The organism is Paenibacillus sp. GXUN7292, assembly GCF_050864975.1.
In the GTDB taxonomy this organism is placed as follows: Bacteria; Bacillota; Bacilli; order Paenibacillales; family Paenibacillaceae; genus Pristimantibacillus.
Genome location: NZ_JBOZWO010000024.1, coordinates 66,949 through 82,880, shown reverse-complemented (window position 1 = coordinate 82,880; position 15,932 = coordinate 66,949). Strand labels below are relative to the sequence as shown.

At 44.6% G+C, this 15,932-nt stretch carries 9 protein-coding genes; all 9 read right to left on the bottom strand.

The annotated features are described in order from the left end of the window. Positions 1–14: 14 nt before the first annotated feature. Positions 15–2,183, bottom strand: coding sequence for an anthranilate synthase component I (locus tag ACRRU2_RS18715; protein WP_432503993.1), 2,169 nt, complete (start codon positions 2,181–2,183; stop codon positions 15–17). Positions 2,184–2,423: 240 nt separating this feature from the next. Further along, complete coding sequence (locus ACRRU2_RS18710) at positions 2,424–3,488, bottom strand: TolB family protein (protein WP_331698109.1); 1,065 nt, start codon at positions 3,486–3,488, stop codon at positions 2,424–2,426. A gap of 42 nt (positions 3,489–3,530) precedes the next feature. After that, positions 3,531–8,183: an S-layer homology domain-containing protein gene (locus tag ACRRU2_RS18705; protein ID WP_432503991.1), complete on the bottom strand. Its 4,653-nt coding sequence runs from the start codon at positions 8,181–8,183 to the stop codon at positions 3,531–3,533. A 16-nt stretch (positions 8,184–8,199) separates the two neighbouring features. After that, complete coding sequence (locus ACRRU2_RS18700) at positions 8,200–10,518, bottom strand: helix-turn-helix domain-containing protein (protein WP_432503989.1); 2,319 nt, start codon at positions 10,516–10,518, stop codon at positions 8,200–8,202. A 58-nt stretch (positions 10,519–10,576) separates the two neighbouring features. Further along, entirely contained in the window at positions 10,577–12,199 is a 1,623-nt protein-coding gene (locus ACRRU2_RS18695; RefSeq protein WP_432503987.1) for an extracellular solute-binding protein, read from the bottom strand. 109 nt (positions 12,200–12,308) lie between these two features. Further along, positions 12,309–13,181 (bottom strand): carbohydrate ABC transporter permease, encoded by an 873-nt coding sequence (locus tag ACRRU2_RS18690; RefSeq protein WP_331698114.1) that lies wholly within the window; start codon positions 13,179–13,181, stop codon positions 12,309–12,311. Positions 13,182–13,208: 27 nt separating this feature from the next. Continuing rightward, positions 13,209–14,174, bottom strand: coding sequence for an ABC transporter permease (locus ACRRU2_RS18685; protein WP_432503984.1), 966 nt, complete (start codon positions 14,172–14,174; stop codon positions 13,209–13,211). A 419-nt stretch (positions 14,175–14,593) separates the two neighbouring features. Further along, positions 14,594–14,989 carry a pyrimidine dimer DNA glycosylase/endonuclease V gene (locus tag ACRRU2_RS18680; RefSeq protein WP_432503982.1) on the bottom strand — a complete coding sequence of 132 codons (396 nt, stop codon included), beginning with the start codon at positions 14,987–14,989 and terminating at the stop codon, positions 14,594–14,596. 221 nt (positions 14,990–15,210) lie between these two features. Further along, entirely contained in the window at positions 15,211–15,876 is a 666-nt protein-coding gene (gene fsa, locus ACRRU2_RS18675) for a fructose-6-phosphate aldolase (protein ID WP_331698117.1), read from the bottom strand. Positions 15,877–15,932: the final 56 nt, after the last annotated feature.

Sequence of the window (15,932 nt, the reverse complement as noted above, 5' to 3'; positions counted from 1 at the left end):
TTGATGATGACCGCTTACTGCAAAGCTTCAACTACGTTTCGGATAATCGTGATGCCAACATCCTGGCTTGATGACAGAATGGATTCTGGATGAAATTGCACGGCTGTTATTGGCAGTGACTTATGACGAATCGCCATCACGACGTTATCTTCCGAAACAGCTGTAACACTGAGGCATTCTGGGACGAGGCTGGCATATAAAGAATGATAGCGAGAGACGGTAATTTCTTTTTGGAGCCCGTTCCATAAATAGCAATCATCGACAATACGAACATTTGCTCGTTTGCCATGCTGCGGATAGCTTAATGTACTTAATTGCCCTCCGAAATACTCAACGATACCCTGCAAACCGAGACAAACTCCAAACATCGGAAGTTTATACTCCAGGCAAAGCGCGATCGTCTCCTCCAAAGCAAATTGCTCCGGCTTTCCAGGGCCCGGTGATAAAACGACAAGATCATAGTTCGCTGTACGAATTTGCTCTCTTGCCGCTGCTGCTCGATAGGTTACAACTTCAGCGCCGGTTTGCTTAAAATAGTTGCCTAATGTATGAACGAAAGAATCCTCATGATCGACGAATAAAATACGTTTCCCTTTGCCGTTTTTCTTTAAATGAGATGCTGTACTCCTGTCTTGCTCTTCCCAGCCGCGTATCGCTCTTAACAATGCTGCCGCTTTGGTCAGCGTTTCCTGTTCCTCTGCCTCTGGGTCCGAATCAATATGAAGGGTAGCTCCAACTTTGATTTCGGCAATGCCATTTTTTATTTTGATCGTACGCAATGTTAGTCCCGTGTTCAGATTTCCATCAAAGCCGTACATCCCGACAGCACCACCATACCAGCCCCGCGCGGCACTTTCATGATTTTCAATCCACTGGATCGCTGCTCGCTTGGGGGCTCCAGTTATCGTAACCGCCCACATATGGGTCATAAACGCATCAAGCGCATCAAATTGCGGTTCGAGACAACCTTCTACATGATCGACGGTATGAATAAGATGCGAATACATTTCCAATTGTCTTCTGCCAATGACATTTACAGAACCAGGAATGCATATACGCGATTTATCGTTACGATCGACATCCGTACACATCGTCAACTCCGCTTCATCCTTCGCGGAATTCAAAAGCGCCACGATACGCTCCGCATCCTCGATGGCATTGCTGCCTCTAGGTATCGTGCCTGAGATGGGGCAGGTTTCAATCCGGCCTCCTTCTACTCTGACATACATTTCTGGCGATGAACCTACGAGAATTTCGTCGCCTAAATTAACAATAAAGCCATAAGGGCTTGGATTTAGCTTTTTTAATCTTTTAAAAATGGCAACAGCAGAGTCTTTACATATTTCGTACAGCGTTTGTGAAGGAACGACCTCAAACAGATTGCCTGCTTTAAACTGCTCCATCGCTTTTCTTACTAAATCAGCATAGTAACCTGCTTGATAACTATATTGGAAAGGAGCTGATGCATTAACCTCATTTGTTTGGATAGAGGTCCTCATGCGCGGAATAGCGACAGTCGATTTTCCATCTTTTTCGAAATCATAAGAAAGCTGATATGCGAGTGACATCTGATGGTCAACGATTACTAATTGATCGGGAATAAATAATACCATATCCGATGAGTCAGCATGTCGCTCCTGTTTAAATGCAATGGATTCAAGCTGAAACACTAAATCGTAGCCAAATGCGCCATAAAGACCCAGAAAGGAATCTTCCGAACAATAAAATAAATGCTTCAAGGAACGCATGACATGAAAAATAGAAGGCTGCGCCGTTCTTTCTTCTTCGCTAAAAACGTCAGCCGATTGAAGGATGCGTCCTTCCAGGCAAGTAGACAACAGTATACTTACTTCGATTATTTCCAGCCTAGCCAGTTGCTCATAAAGCATTGGGAGCAATATTTCGCCTCGCTCATCAAGTGCCTCTACATAAAAATGGTAACCGACGGAACGTATTTGAATTGGCGGATTAACAAAACCGATGTCCCAGCGGGAATATCTGCCGGGATATTCGTAGGAGCTGGAAAACAGCGCACCTTTGGCGTGATTCAATTGTTCCAAAATAGAATTGGTTGCCGTTTTGTAATCTAAAGGCTTCGTCGTACGTGAAATTAGAATGCCTGCTTGTGATTCGTAATGCTGCTGCTCAGAATCATACGTAAATCGGGATAAAATACTGTTCATCTTAGAAACCTCCATTTTCATAGAGGAGAACAGGGGATGTGGAGTTGTAAGGAGAATATTGGATTACATGCATTAAAATCCGCAACTCGGCTCTAGCTCGGCTCTTCCTGTCTCGTCTCAGCTCAACTAAAATCTTTACTCAATTATAGAATATAACATAAATTTGGAAGAAAACAACATTAGCTTATCGAAAGAAACCCCAAAAGATCAGCTAAGATCTTTTGGGGCACTTTCTATTTATTACAGAGCACATTCGTCTAAATCGATTATGCCTACCTGCAGATTTGCCTGCTCATCCGCAAAAGTAAAGCTGATCTTGCGGCTGTCCGGACTGAAGGAAGGGTGTGGATGGCCCGGGTGCTGGTACCATATAGGCAGCTCACAAAGCATCCTTGAAGATCGTTTTTCCAAATGGATCAGTACAATCTTGCTGATTGCCTCCTGCTCAATTGTATCCGCAACCGCCCATTTCCCGTCTGGACTTAACGATACATGCCAGTAGTTATAGTCGCCGTTAATTAGCGACGCTTCACTACTCTGTTTATCTATCCGGTGCACACCAGTAGGTTTTAAAGGACTTTGCGGGTATTTAACAAAATATAAATAATCTCCGTCCGCAGACCACATCTCATGCCCGACAAATTCAACCAACTCTCCACCTTCGAGTTTTTTCTGATGGTAAGCATTTTTAATTATGCCGCTGTCTGTATCGATGATATAAATCCGGTCGGCAATATATTCTGTCTGTCCTTCATGCGAAAAGAATATTAAATGAGGATAAGCAGGATTAATCATCGCATGATTAGCTATAGGATAAGGCTCGGCAAAGCCTGGGCTGGCCGCTTTCTCCACCAGCCCGTTTGTTATATCAAGAGTGCCAATCGTCCAGTCGTTTCCTTTACGCCAATAAATCCCCATCTTTTTCCCGTCATTCGTAATGGAAAGAGGCCCATATACCGTTTCATCTGGATTAAGGGTACATACTGTACGGGTTTGACATGTGATCAAATTAAATTCATAAATTAATGGTCCATCGTAATAATAAAAAACATCCTGTTGCGATACAAGCCCGCGTCCCCAATCCAGACGCTCTGCGATAACCTCTGTTCTTCCATCCATAATATCTGTCTTGATATACTTCCCTTTTTTTTCTTCATCGATCTGGGTGCAAAGCAACATATGCCGGCTGTCACTCATCCAACTCATCGCCGTAAAATATTGATGGCTTGTATCAACGCCTGGCTTACCCAGAACTTGTACAGTCAACCCTGTCTTTTGGTCTGTAAACTCGGTTTTAGCAAGCATACGCTTCTCTCCTCTCTCACCAGAGCATGGTTTCGTATTCGGTTATTGCTTTAGCAGTCTAAGTAACAATACTGCCGCCTCAGCCCGAGTCGTCTTTTCGCCTGGGGCAAAGCGATTGTCACCGCGTCCTTGAAGCAAGCCTGCATCCCGGACTGTTTTCACCGCTGCCTCAGCCCAAAACGGAATAGCATCCGCATCAGCAAAGTATCCAGCAGCTGCGTCTGACTTATCTGTCCGTACTCCCGCAATAAGCTTCAGCGCTCTATCTGTCATTACAGCCAGCTCTGCGCGTGTAATCGGCCTTTGTCCGGCAAACGAACCATCGCTGTAACCTTGGAGCAATCCGAAGCGGGCTGCCATGTACACCTGCTGTTTCGCCCAGCCTGGAATCAAACTATCGTCAGCAAATACCTTGCCGTCTGTCTCGCCAGGAAGCTGCAAAGCGCGGACCAGCATAACGGCAAATTCAGTTCGGGTCACTTCCCGGTTCGGCTTGAACGATCCGTCCGGCAGCCCATTAATCAGCCCTTTTTGAGCCGCTTCTTGAATGGCTGCGGCAGCCCAATGTCCGGCAATATCCGTAAATTGTACGGTTTTCGAGCCTTCGCTCTCCTCTGTTCCATCTGTGCTGCCATCAGCAGGAACGATTAACGCCACAATAGCCGTTAGTTCATGCAATTGGGCAATTAGCCTGTCCGCTTTTACTTCCGTATCCAACGCTTTCCACTTCCCGGATTGAGCATCATAAGCATACAGCACCGCTTTTTCATCCTGTCCCAATTGCTCCAGATCAGCTTTTACACTCACTTGAACCGGATGCTTAAGCTCTGTATCCTTATTTTGAGCAAGCTCATAAATTTTCCCAAGCGTTGTGATGGTTTGCTTTGGCAGCTCCGCTATATGCCCGTCAAGCTCCATTATCGTAAATATAAGCGGCTGATCAGCAGTACCTGCTGGAAAGATTAGCTCAATTTGATCTTGAAATGATAGTCTGCCCGCAGCACCGGCTGGCAGCTCAAGCTTTCCATTCGTTGATTTATACTCGCCTGGAGTATACGTATTTCCCGGCAATACCACAGCATTTTTTTCAATTTCTATTGTGACAACAGCAATATTGGAATAGCCGAAGCCATCGTGAACACGGAATGTAAAGCTGTCCTCTCCACTTACCCCTTTGTTCGGGGTATAGAGGAATATTCCATCCTGCTCGTTCAACTGTGCTGTACCCAGTTCCCCGTCTCTTACAAGCTCATAGCTTATCACCGTTCCTTCTGCATGCTCGGCGACCAGACTTCCTGTCAATGCCTTGTCTGTGCTTGTTTTAAAAGCAGCATCATGTGCCTGAGGCTGACTTTCAGTATGAATCCACTGCATCGAGCGGAACAAGGAAGCCCGCTTCTCGGCTCCGATGCCAGAGGCCCACTCTACCCATCCGTGCCGTCCGTTCCCATCATTGTCATTTACTAGCAAGGAAAAGCTAATAACCTCGCCTCGCTCAGGCTTGATCGGCTCCAGCTCCTGCCACGGCAGCGCAAGCTTGTAAATCGTACGTTTCTGTTCCTCGTCCCGTATCACTTCAGCTTTAGCAGACTGTACAGGCTCCGACACTTTTCCGATCAGATTACTCCAACGGTGCACATGCGTGCCATCCGGCGTATCTGCAATGCCAAACTCGTACCACCCCTTACTCTCGCCCGGAACTCCCGGTACTATCGCAAATTGAATACTGTCATTATTCCAAATATCCGCCCCGCTTGCAGGAACAGCGTGAATATCATCTTCTACGTCGGCCAGCAAATAAAAATATTCTGAATCATACTGCAGCCATATATGGCCAGTAACATCAATACTGCCGCTATGGCCCGATTGTAATATCTTTTTCCCTTTTGCCAAATCAATTGTTGGCAGTAACTGATCTTCACCTTCGCCATCTTCTTTCCCGACTGTACCGTCACCTCGCATTATCGGATTAAAGCTTAGATTCCCATTAAATTGAAATGGCAAGCCGGATTCGAAATCGACTTGAACATCAGCAGGCAAATCAGTTCCCATCGGAACTGCCTCTAATGGAATATTGAACCGGCGCTTCTCCCCCGGCATAATTTGCCCATTCAATTGCTGTCTGCCGGACTTATCGCCCAGTGACCAAGATACAGCTGCCGCTAATAAAGACTTGACCTTGCCAAAGTTTACAATCTCAAGTTCCAGAGATTGATTAAAGCTGCCATCTTCATTAAATGAAAGTATCGGCTTCACTTTCACATCGCTTGCCTCAAAAGCATTAAATGAATGACGCAAGCGGCCTATCGTTTGTTCACCGTTTTTAATCGAAATAACAGACGAACGGAAAGCAGTATCACGTGCCGGTGATACCGTGATGCGTTCCGAGGAGCTATTTCCTTTTACAGCTGCAATGGTATAGCTGTTGCCCTCCACCGCCAATGCAACCTTAAGCTCACCGTCAAAGTCTTCATTATTCAGCTGAACGGTGAAGCCTGTTTCATCCCCGATAAAGCTTTCTTCACCTATTACAGTGAACGTATTATCGCTTGTGATGCTGTCCAGATTTCCTTTTAAATAGAGCAGCTCGCCATTTAGCGTCAAATAAATTTTGCCGTTATACGGCACGAACTGTTCTGTATGGCCGGTTATATCGGTTATTTGAAGCGGTTCATCCGTAAGGATAACAGCATTTGTATCTTCCACGGCCCAAACTGCTCTCAGCTCCTCGCCGTCCCGTTCAAACAGAAAGCTTTTTATATCGCCTCCATAGCTTTCCTCTTCAATAAATGCAGCATTAGTCAGCTCTCTTGTCATTGCAGCATACGCTACATACGATGGTTTAGGAGTATGAGCGCCAAGCGGATCATCTTTAAAACGGACCAGTCCGAAATTATGCTCGTTATAATCAGCTTGCAGACCATCGTTCATCAAGTTATACCATACGATTTGTTCAACACCTTGCGACAAGGCGATGACATAAGCCCGCACTAGAAAATCAGCCTGCGTCTTCTCATCTACCCCTATAGCTGCCTGATGCGTCGGCCATCCAAATTCTGAAATCCAGATCGGCTTCAGCTCGCCATCATTATATTCACGAATCAGCTGTTTTAATTGCTCCAGCTCCACAGCCATCCCTTCCGGCGCACGGTCCTTTACTACAGCGCGTCCATAACGGTAAGGATGAACAGCAATATTGTCGAGATAATTCATGCCGCCAAGCTTTAACACTTCCTCTATCCACTCCAGATCGATACCCGCACTAACCATTCCGCTGACAATAAAGTCAGAATGATTTTCCTTTACTGTTTCATAAGTCTTTTTCAGCAGCTTATAGTAATATTCCGGTTTGGAATCTGCCGGACTATTGCCTCTTTTGCCAAAGCCGCCGTTAAATTCGTTGTATACCTGCACACCGACCAGTTGATCTTTAAAATGCTCAATATAAGCATTTACATAATTAGCAAAGCCCTCACGTCCCGCATCTGTATATGGCGTCATATTATTATCATAAAGCGGATGATTGTATCCGCTTACAAACATGCTCTTCAAGCCTTCTGCCTGCACAAAAGACATAAATCTTTCAGGCTGAGGCGTAAACGTATATTGCCCCAGTGACTTTTCGATGGACCATTCATAACCGCCGCGCGCCGTTTTCGCTCCCGCGTACCTGATTAATCGGGCCAGCTCGCCGCTCCACCCAAACGATTCTCTATGCAAATGCGCAGCAATGCCGAATGGCGAATCCTCAACGGCAACCCAATCATAATCGGACAGCAAAGCAAAAGGAGTCTTAAGCCGAACTGGCGTTCCATCTGCTGACTGTGCAGACAGTTCCAGGGTATAGTAGCCAAGCTGCAAACCTGGCAATTGAACGATCCCACGGCCGTCGCTTGCAATTTGTGCGATTCCGTCACGAACCAGCTCACCGTTCAAATTATAAACCTGCCAGATCACTTCCGAAAACCTGGTAGAAACATTAAAAGCTACCAGCTCATTATCCAAATAAATATTGCCCATTACAGATTGTTTGATTGCTAAATCCGGGATATTTAGGTCGGCCGTAATTCTATCAACTAGCATGCTTGCAGTAAGCTTCCCGTCCTTTATATCGTTGCGGTCTATCATGATCGCAATTTTCTTCGCGGGCGCATTCCATTTGCCGTTAGCCGCTCCGCCCCAATACTGGCTTGAGGTTATCGGATCTACAACAACCTGCTGCCACTCAGCTGAATCCTGCAAGTTAATCTTCTGCTGGAATACTTGACCTGTTGCGTCAGTTGTGCGGATACGCACAGCTTTCAGCTCCGCTGTTTTTACCCAAAAGGCATATTTCCCCAGCTCCAGCGCTTCAAAGTCTTTGCGCATTGCCGTATATGCAGCTTTATCTTTACTGCTTTGCGAAAAATCAGCGCTCAGCTTCCCTGCATGCCCGCCGGTATACTCATCTTCAAGCTCAACGATTTCAAAGGCTCCTTGTATATTCGGCTGCTCGCCAAAGCTATACTCCCAATCATCATCACCCGTTTCAAAATCACTGATAACATATTGAAGATCTGCTGCAGAAGCTGCGGTCTGTTCATCTCCTCCAGCCTCAGCCGCAAAACCACCCGGCAGCATAAGCAATTGAAAAAATAAAGCTATTGCAATAATAGAAGATACTTTAGAAGATATTTTTTTATTAGAAAACATCATTTCTCCTCCTGTTCTTTTATTGCGTTTTATTTCGTTCCCGATATTCAGTTGGCGTAAGTCCTGTCATCTTCTTAAAAATGCGGACAAAACTGTTCACGTTGGAGTAACCGGCCTGCTCTGCAATGTCACGTATTTTCTCCTCTGTATCTGACAGCTTGCGCTTGGCATGCCCCATCCGCAAATCTATTAAATAATCAATAAAATTGCACTCCTCCTGTTCCTTGAACAGCTTGCTCAAATGAGAGAGGCTTATATGAAACTCGCTGGCAATTAAATTAAGCGAAAGATCATTACGCATATAGTTTTCTTGGATATAATCCATAACCTTGTCAATTACATCGTTCTTCTCCCGGTAGCTGCGTTTTTCCTTAATGCTGTTAACTAATTGCTGCAGCGCGGTAACGGTGAACTGTTCAAGCTGCTCAAGTCGTTCGTACTGGTTCAGCATCTCCACTAAAGATTGTTCAGGAAATACACCGCTAGTATCCACTCCGATATCAGCTGCAACTGTAGCTGCCTTCATCAAGCATTGCACAACAAGCTGCATAATCATTTCTGAAGGAACGCCATTTTCAGCTATAGCCTCAAACCAGCGTTGGAGCTGCTGCTGCACCTTTTCTGCATCCAGCATTTTAACGGATGCTAGGATGCCGTCTGTCATCGCACTGAGCTTATAGAATTGAGGGGAAGGGTCACTGACAATATCCTCAAGCGTAATTATCGTATTGCCCCCCATGACAAGCTTGTAGCTAAGCGCCTCTAATGACTGCTTGTAAGAGCGATGTATGTCCTCCAGCTGCTGTACCGGCCCGCCAATTCCTATCGTAATCGTTCGGTTAAAATACTCGCGGACAAACTCTTTCATCAAATCAGCCGTTGCCACCGCCCGCAAATAATGGCGTCCTCGGTCCTCCTCGCCCTCGAAGCTCATAATAACAGCACATTTTCCGTTATCCAGCTCTGCTGCAATCCCCTGGCTTTCTGCATTCATCAGCTCTTCCGCTACATTGCATAGTGCATAGGCATAAAGATGCAAATCTTGCGGAGATGCGATCTGTTCCTTATTATCGAACTCAATACTCATCACTACAAATTGATCCTCAAACAAGGAAACTTTGAGCCGCTCCATATAAGCTCTCATAACAGCTTGATTGTTGCCTTTTCCGGCAAGCAATTCCGTCATAAGCCGCCACTTGATAAGCGGCTTGCTTTCCAATACCTGCTTGTGCAATTGCTCGCGGTCATCCAGTATGTCCTGTACAACATACTCAAAATAATGAAAATCATCCGTGTCTTTTTTGAACTCATGCTTGATCAGCTTGCCTCGCATGGATTGAATAAACCGATTCATCGGCCTTAAGGTCCAGCGTCCGACAAAAGCTGCCGAAACCGTCACAAAAACAAACAGTACGGCCGCTAATATGATCAAACCATTTCTGAATACAGCAAGCGGTTTCGTTAGCTGCACCTGCGGCACTACACGAATCATCGTCCAATCTGTATAGGAGGAATGAATGTAAAACACAGAGGAGCTTGCCTGTTCCGCTTCCGCTATAAAATGACCGCCTGACAAGCTGGTATTTAGTATGCGGTCGATATAAGGGAACTCGCTAATATCCTTGCCAAGCTTGCTTTTATCGGAATGAAGCACAACGACTCCCTCTTTATCGATCACAAACGTCTGTCCGTCATCTGCTTCCTCTGCCGACTTTTGAATTAAGCTGTATAAGGAATCTTCCTTTACATTAAAAGCGATGGCCCCTTTCCTCGATCCAACTGGATGGATAAGCGGATAGGTTCGGATAAGAGAAACGACGTTTTTGTAAATCGGGTACTCCGAGCGGTTCGCTATCATTCTTTTGAACGAAATCCATTTGTAATAACCGCCGTAATCCTCGAACTGCGAGATCCACTGCAAATCATTGGCCAGAGCATCACCTGACAAAATATTGCCTGACACTAGACGCTGCTTCGTATAGGAGTACATATCTATCGTAAAAATATTGTCCATGCTTTGAATCGCATTGGTCATCAGATTGTTAATGCGCATCTGATTATTTTTAATCTCCTGCTCCGTCATTTCATAGTCGAAAAAACGGATAACCTCGTCGTTTTTCAGCAGCTGAATCGTCAGCTTGTCAATATATTGCAGCGTATGATCAAGCTTATGATCAACCTGCCTGAGCAGCTCCATATTGGTATCGACGAGCTGCTGTTTGAGCTTATTGTTCAATACCGTGTACGTAAAAAAAATAGAGGTGGAGACAAGGAAGAACAGAGTGAGCGCCAAGATCACAATTGCTTTCAAATACCTCTGATTTTTTAACAGCTTCATATCTGCTCTTCCTCTCCCTATCCATCTTTGATGTCAATACAGCACCTAGATGCTGCTATTAAAAACTGCTTTTATTGTCCTCATACCACTGCTGCGCGATTTCTTCAGCTTTCTTGCCGCCAAGTCTTTCCCATTCCTTGCGAATTTCGGCAATCGCCCACTGCCCGTCATACTTTTCTCCTTGCGTAACGGCTGTAGCACGCGTTTCCTTGATAAAGGTATCCAACGTTGAGCGAATCTCATTAATTTCATCGAAGCTAGGCTGGAAAGGAATATCTCTGCGGAATTCATTTTTAAGTGCCAGCTTGATCGATTCTACATTCAAATGCGCAATTTTTTGCGATAGCTCATCATCAGCTGCCAGTGCGATTAAATCTTCTGGATTAATGACCTGCTGGCGCAAAACAGCATACTCTCCCGCATACAAAACTTCCTTATTGAATTTGTCCATATTCATTTTTTTCGGAACACCGTTTTTGATCTCATGATGGACGCCTTCTTCGCCATATGCGAGCGTAAACCAGCCGCCGTCAATTAGCCAATCCAAATATTCAACTGCAGCCTTTGGATTTTTCATTTCTTTGTTAAAGGTTACAAAAATATTAGGCGCTGCTTCTTGATAAGCACCGAATTTACCGTATGGCGAAGCGACCATTTCCAGCGGAACGGGCTGTGCTTCTGGAATATTAGTGAGCAAATCCTGAATCATAATATCGTTATTACCGGCACCCCACTGTCCCATATAGATGCCTGCTTTCCCTGTCGTCCACAGCTGCTTGGCGCGCTGGTTGTCCTTATCTGTCAAATATTCGCGGTCTACGAGCCCCAGCTCATAAAGCTGCTTTTCAAGTCCAATCACATCGGCAAAACGGTCAAGCGTAGCTCCGTAAGTCATTTTGCCGTCCTCTACGTACCACATAAAGTTCATGGCTCCATACATCGCAGAGTAAATATCATTCGTTGTATGGCCTACAATAGGCGTGCTTCCCTTAAAATGCTCTTTGAACGCTTTTGCCACCTCGATCAGTTCTTCAACCGTTTGCGGCTGCTGCAGCTTCAGCTCGTCAAGCCAATCCTGGCGAATCCAAATACCATGATTAGCAATCGCTGTGCTGGGACGCTTCGCAGTAACGGCATACATTTCACCGTTAAAGGTTAAGTGAGGCAGCAGGTCGGGGTTTTCTTGTAAATATTTTTTGTAGGATGTGCTGTATTTTTCAATATAATCACCGATCGGCTGAATGACGCCTTGTGATACAAGTTTGCCGATATAAGAACGGTCAAACTCCCATACCAAATCAGGAGCCTGATGGGATGCAAACAAAACATTCAAGGAATCCTGCGACTGATTGCGTGGTACAGGTACAATCGATACATCGATGCCGGATTGCTCGCGAATCCATTTTACCCAGCGGTTATCCTCGTAAGTACCTTCATCACTGGACACTTGGCCGCGGTCAAACATGGAAATGCTCACTTTTTTCGGAAGCCCTTCATAGGGATCCTTTCCTTCATTGCCTGCATCTGTATTTTCACTGTTTTGCGGCTTTGGAGATGTATTTCCTTCATTGGCAGGACCTTTCGTTCCATCCCCGGAACATGCTGACACCAGCATGACAAGCAGGGTCAGTACGGTCATCAATAAATACCCTTTACTTACTTTCCTCTTCTTTTTTTGCATGTTAGACCTCCTAATAGCTTTTTTATTATATCAAAAAGTGCAGCATATGCACTTCAGATATCACTAGTTTCATAGATTTGTAGATTCATCTCATTCTTCCTGTTAAGCATCACCCTTTTATAGAGCCTAGCAATACGCCCTTAATAAAATGCTTCTGCAGAAACGGATAAACACAAAGAATCGGTACAATCGCGAATACTATAGCTGCTGCCCGGATGGATTCCGGTGTCGTCACGACCTGCAACACGCCTTCTCCCCGCAGCAGATCATCGCTCACCAAATCGATCATTTGATACAGCTTCACCATAAGCGACATTTTGTCTGTACTGCGGATATAAATTAATACATTCATATAGGAGTTCCACCAGGTAACGGCATAGAACAGTGTTAAGGCTGCAATAACAGGCTTGGACAGCGGCAATATAATTTGCCACAAAATACGAGCCTCGCTTGCGCCATCAATCGCTGCCGATTCCTCAAGCTCCTCCGGCAAGCCCTCCAAAAAGGACTTCATAACAAACAGGTTGTATGCGCTTATAAGTGCAGGCAGCCATAATGCCCAATACGTATTATTCAGTCCAAGCGAGTTGACCAATAAAAACTTTGGAATAAGGCCGCCGCTGAAAAGCATGGTGAACAATATCGCCATCAGCATCACATTTCGCACCTTCAAGCGGCTTTTGGAAAGCGGATAAGCCGCCATAATCGTAAACAGCATATTGAGCGCTGTACCAATAACAGTAATGATAACTGTATTTTTAAGAGCTATAATTAACTGCCCGTCTCGTATTAAGTTGTTGTAGGCGTCAAATGTAAGCTCGATTGGCCACATAAATACTTCACCTGCGTTAATGGCCCTGCTGCTGCTGAACGATGTCGCGATAATGTTAACAAACGGAAACAGCGTCGTATAAGCGCAAAGTGCCAAAAAGATATAGATCAGCCACCTCGCCCAAGCTGGCGATGACAATTGCTTGCTCATAAGCACTTCCTCCTTTCTTGATTCCAGCTACCATAAGCCACGCTCGCCCATTGCTTTAATAATCCGGTTAACGGCTACAACTAAAATTAGAGCAATGACTGACTGGAATAAACCGAGTGCTGTCGTATAGCTGTACTGTAAATTAATTAGTCCCCTCGTATACACAAACGTGCTGATTACCTCTGCTACGCTGGTAACCGCATCGTTTCGCAGCGCATACACCTGTTCAAAACCGACCTCCATCATATTGCCGACCTGTAAAATAAGCAAAATCGCAATCGTGCTGCGTATGCCCGGCAAAGTAACATGCCAGGTTTGCCTGAGCCTGTTGGCGCCATCGATTTTGGCCGCCTCATAGAGCGTAGGATCAATCGATGCCATAGCTGCCAAATACAGAATCGTTCCGAAGCCTGCTTCCTTCCATATGCCGGAGACGACAAAGCTGACCGGCCACCAAAACTTGTCCGCCATAAAATAAATCGGCTCCATACCGAAGCCCTTTAGCAAAAAATTGATAAAGCCGGTCGATGGCGACAGTAAAGCAATTACAATACTGCCAAGCACAACCCATGAAATAAAATGTGGGATATAAAGCAGATTTTGCAATGTTCGCTTATACCATTCCACCCGTACTTCATTAAGCAAAACTGCTAATAAAATAGGCACAGGAAAAGCAAAAGCCAAATGGTACAAATTGAGCAGCAGCGTATTTTTTAAAACGACATAAAACTCTTTACTGGCAAACAGCTTCTCAAATTGCTGGAACCCAACCCAGGGACTACCCATAATTCCATCCGCCAAACGGTAGTTTTTAAATGCAATAATTTCTCCAAACATAGGGGCATATTTAAATACAATTAAATATAGGGCAACCGGTACAAGCAGCACATACAAAAAACGGTTGCGCGCAAACTCCTTGCTCCAAGAAAATTTACGTTTAAAAGATTTCTCTTTCTTTTCTGCTGTTAAAGTGGTCTCGATGGCCTGCTTCATTTTCTCCCTCCTTTCTTCTGTCTCGCGATCTCTTCAGCCATTGCAGTTGAATCGATTTCTACGCTAGCACACTCTTGTTCCTAGTGAAATCTTCACTTTTTATGGTGCTACACCTTATCTCCAAAACGCTGTACTCATTTTTTGTGATGCTATGCTTTTTAGGTTTTCAGCCTGGATTTATATAGATTTCATGCGGGTTCAAGAGACTTTCGAAGACTAGATAAAGGGAAATGAGGGCGGAAGAGGAACAATGAAGAAGATCAATTTGCACAACAAAAAACAGAGGAAACATTCACTCTGCAAGATTTGAACCCTATTATCTGAAGGAAATCTGCTGTCTCTGCTGACAGTTATTTAATTCGTGCAGACGACGAGATTAAAAGTATCTTAACCGAAGGACAATAGTGAATTCATGGGGATTACATGTTAATGTAAATGCCTTTTCCTTCTAAATTGCTTATACATTCTGCTAAATATTGATCATCGTGCTCTGGATAAATAATTGCACCTTCCTGTGCAAGCTGATAAAGCCGGAGCGCATCTTCATCATCGCGATATTCCTGTTCAATTTCCTCGCTCGTATTGAAGCCGCGTTTTTTCATTTCATCAATAATAAGCAGGCCGTAGGCACGCAAGCTGCTCAAAGGATGATCATTAACGTAGTTAACTACCGAGTGATTAACTTTTCCATGACGTTTGATCGAAGCAAGTATCATTCTAATTTCAGTATGCTGTCCTCCCAGTTGATTGGAACAGCCTTTATAATCCTTAACACTGGGCAAATGTTTAATTAAGCTTTGATGCCATAGTCGCATGATCCTCACTCCTTTATCAATGTCATCTACAATATATGCAAAGAGAAACGGCAGCGTCGTCCTTTGGACAGGCGCGTTTACCGATGAAACATAAGAACGGGTATAAGGATAAAAAAACGTAACCTTTCTTATATTTCAAAAAAGGAGGCTCCACTCCCTTTACAGGTGAATGAAACCCCCTACTCATATAATCATTTTTTCAGTACTTCATGTTAACGTTATTAGTTAACTGCTTTTTTCCAATCTGCAGCAAACTTCTCAAGACCTTGGTCTGTAAGTGGATGCTTGGAGATTTGCTCAATGACTGAGAATGGAATCGTAGCAATATGCGCACCTGCCATCGCAACGCGAGTAACATGATCAGGATGGCGAACAGAAGCCGCAATAATTTGAGATTCAAGCTTATGAGTACGGAACAACTCAGCAACTTTAACGATCAATTGTACGCCATCTTCGGAAATGTCGTCAAGACGACCAAGGAAAGGCGATACATAAGTTGCCCCAGCGCGAGCTGCAAGCAAAGCCTGGTTAACAGTAAATATCAACGTTACGTTTGTTTTAACGCCTTTTTTAGTTAGGTAGCGGCAAGCTTCCAAACCTGCAAGCGTCATAGGCAGCTTGATTGTAATGTTTTTATCATTGTTGTTCAGCTTGATCAGTTCATCCGCCTGCGCGATCATCTCTTCAGCCGTTATTGCGTCCGGAGTAACCTCTGCGGATACAGATTCAACTTCTGGAACAGCTTGTAGGATTTCAACGATACGATCCTCAAATTTTACGCCTTCTTTGACAACTAGCGAAGGGTTAGTCGTTACGCCGGATAGAACTCCAAGCTTGTACGCTTTTTTAATATCATCCAAATTTGCAGTATCAATAAAAAACTTCATTGTGCAATCCCCCAATATTAGTTTATTGTTGCTTATCAACTTTTTTAAAATCAGGT

Excerpts from the sequence above, each read along its gene's own strand:
- ACRRU2_RS18715 (WP_432503993.1), bottom strand. The coding sequence starts at position 2,183 with ATGAACAGTATTTTATCCCGATTTACGTATGATTCTGAGCAGCAGCAT.
- ACRRU2_RS18710 (WP_331698109.1), bottom strand. The coding sequence starts at position 3,488 with ATGCTTGCTAAAACCGAGTTTACAGACCAAAAGACAGGGTTGACTGTA.
- ACRRU2_RS18705 (WP_432503991.1), bottom strand. The coding sequence starts at position 8,183 with ATGATGTTTTCTAATAAAAAAATATCTTCTAAAGTATCTTCTATTATT.
- ACRRU2_RS18700 (WP_432503989.1), bottom strand. The coding sequence starts at position 10,518 with ATGAAGCTGTTAAAAAATCAGAGGTATTTGAAAGCAATTGTGATCTTG.
- ACRRU2_RS18695 (WP_432503987.1), bottom strand. The coding sequence starts at position 12,199 with ATGCAAAAAAAGAAGAGGAAAGTAAGTAAAGGGTATTTATTGATGACC.
- ACRRU2_RS18690 (WP_331698114.1), bottom strand. The coding sequence starts at position 13,181 with ATGAGCAAGCAATTGTCATCGCCAGCTTGGGCGAGGTGGCTGATCTAT.
- ACRRU2_RS18685 (WP_432503984.1), bottom strand. The coding sequence starts at position 14,174 with ATGAAGCAGGCCATCGAGACCACTTTAACAGCAGAAAAGAAAGAGAAA.
- ACRRU2_RS18680 (WP_432503982.1), bottom strand. The coding sequence starts at position 14,989 with ATGCGACTATGGCATCAAAGCTTAATTAAACATTTGCCCAGTGTTAAG.
- fsa (WP_331698117.1), bottom strand. The coding sequence starts at position 15,876 with ATGAAGTTTTTTATTGATACTGCAAATTTGGATGATATTAAAAAAGCG.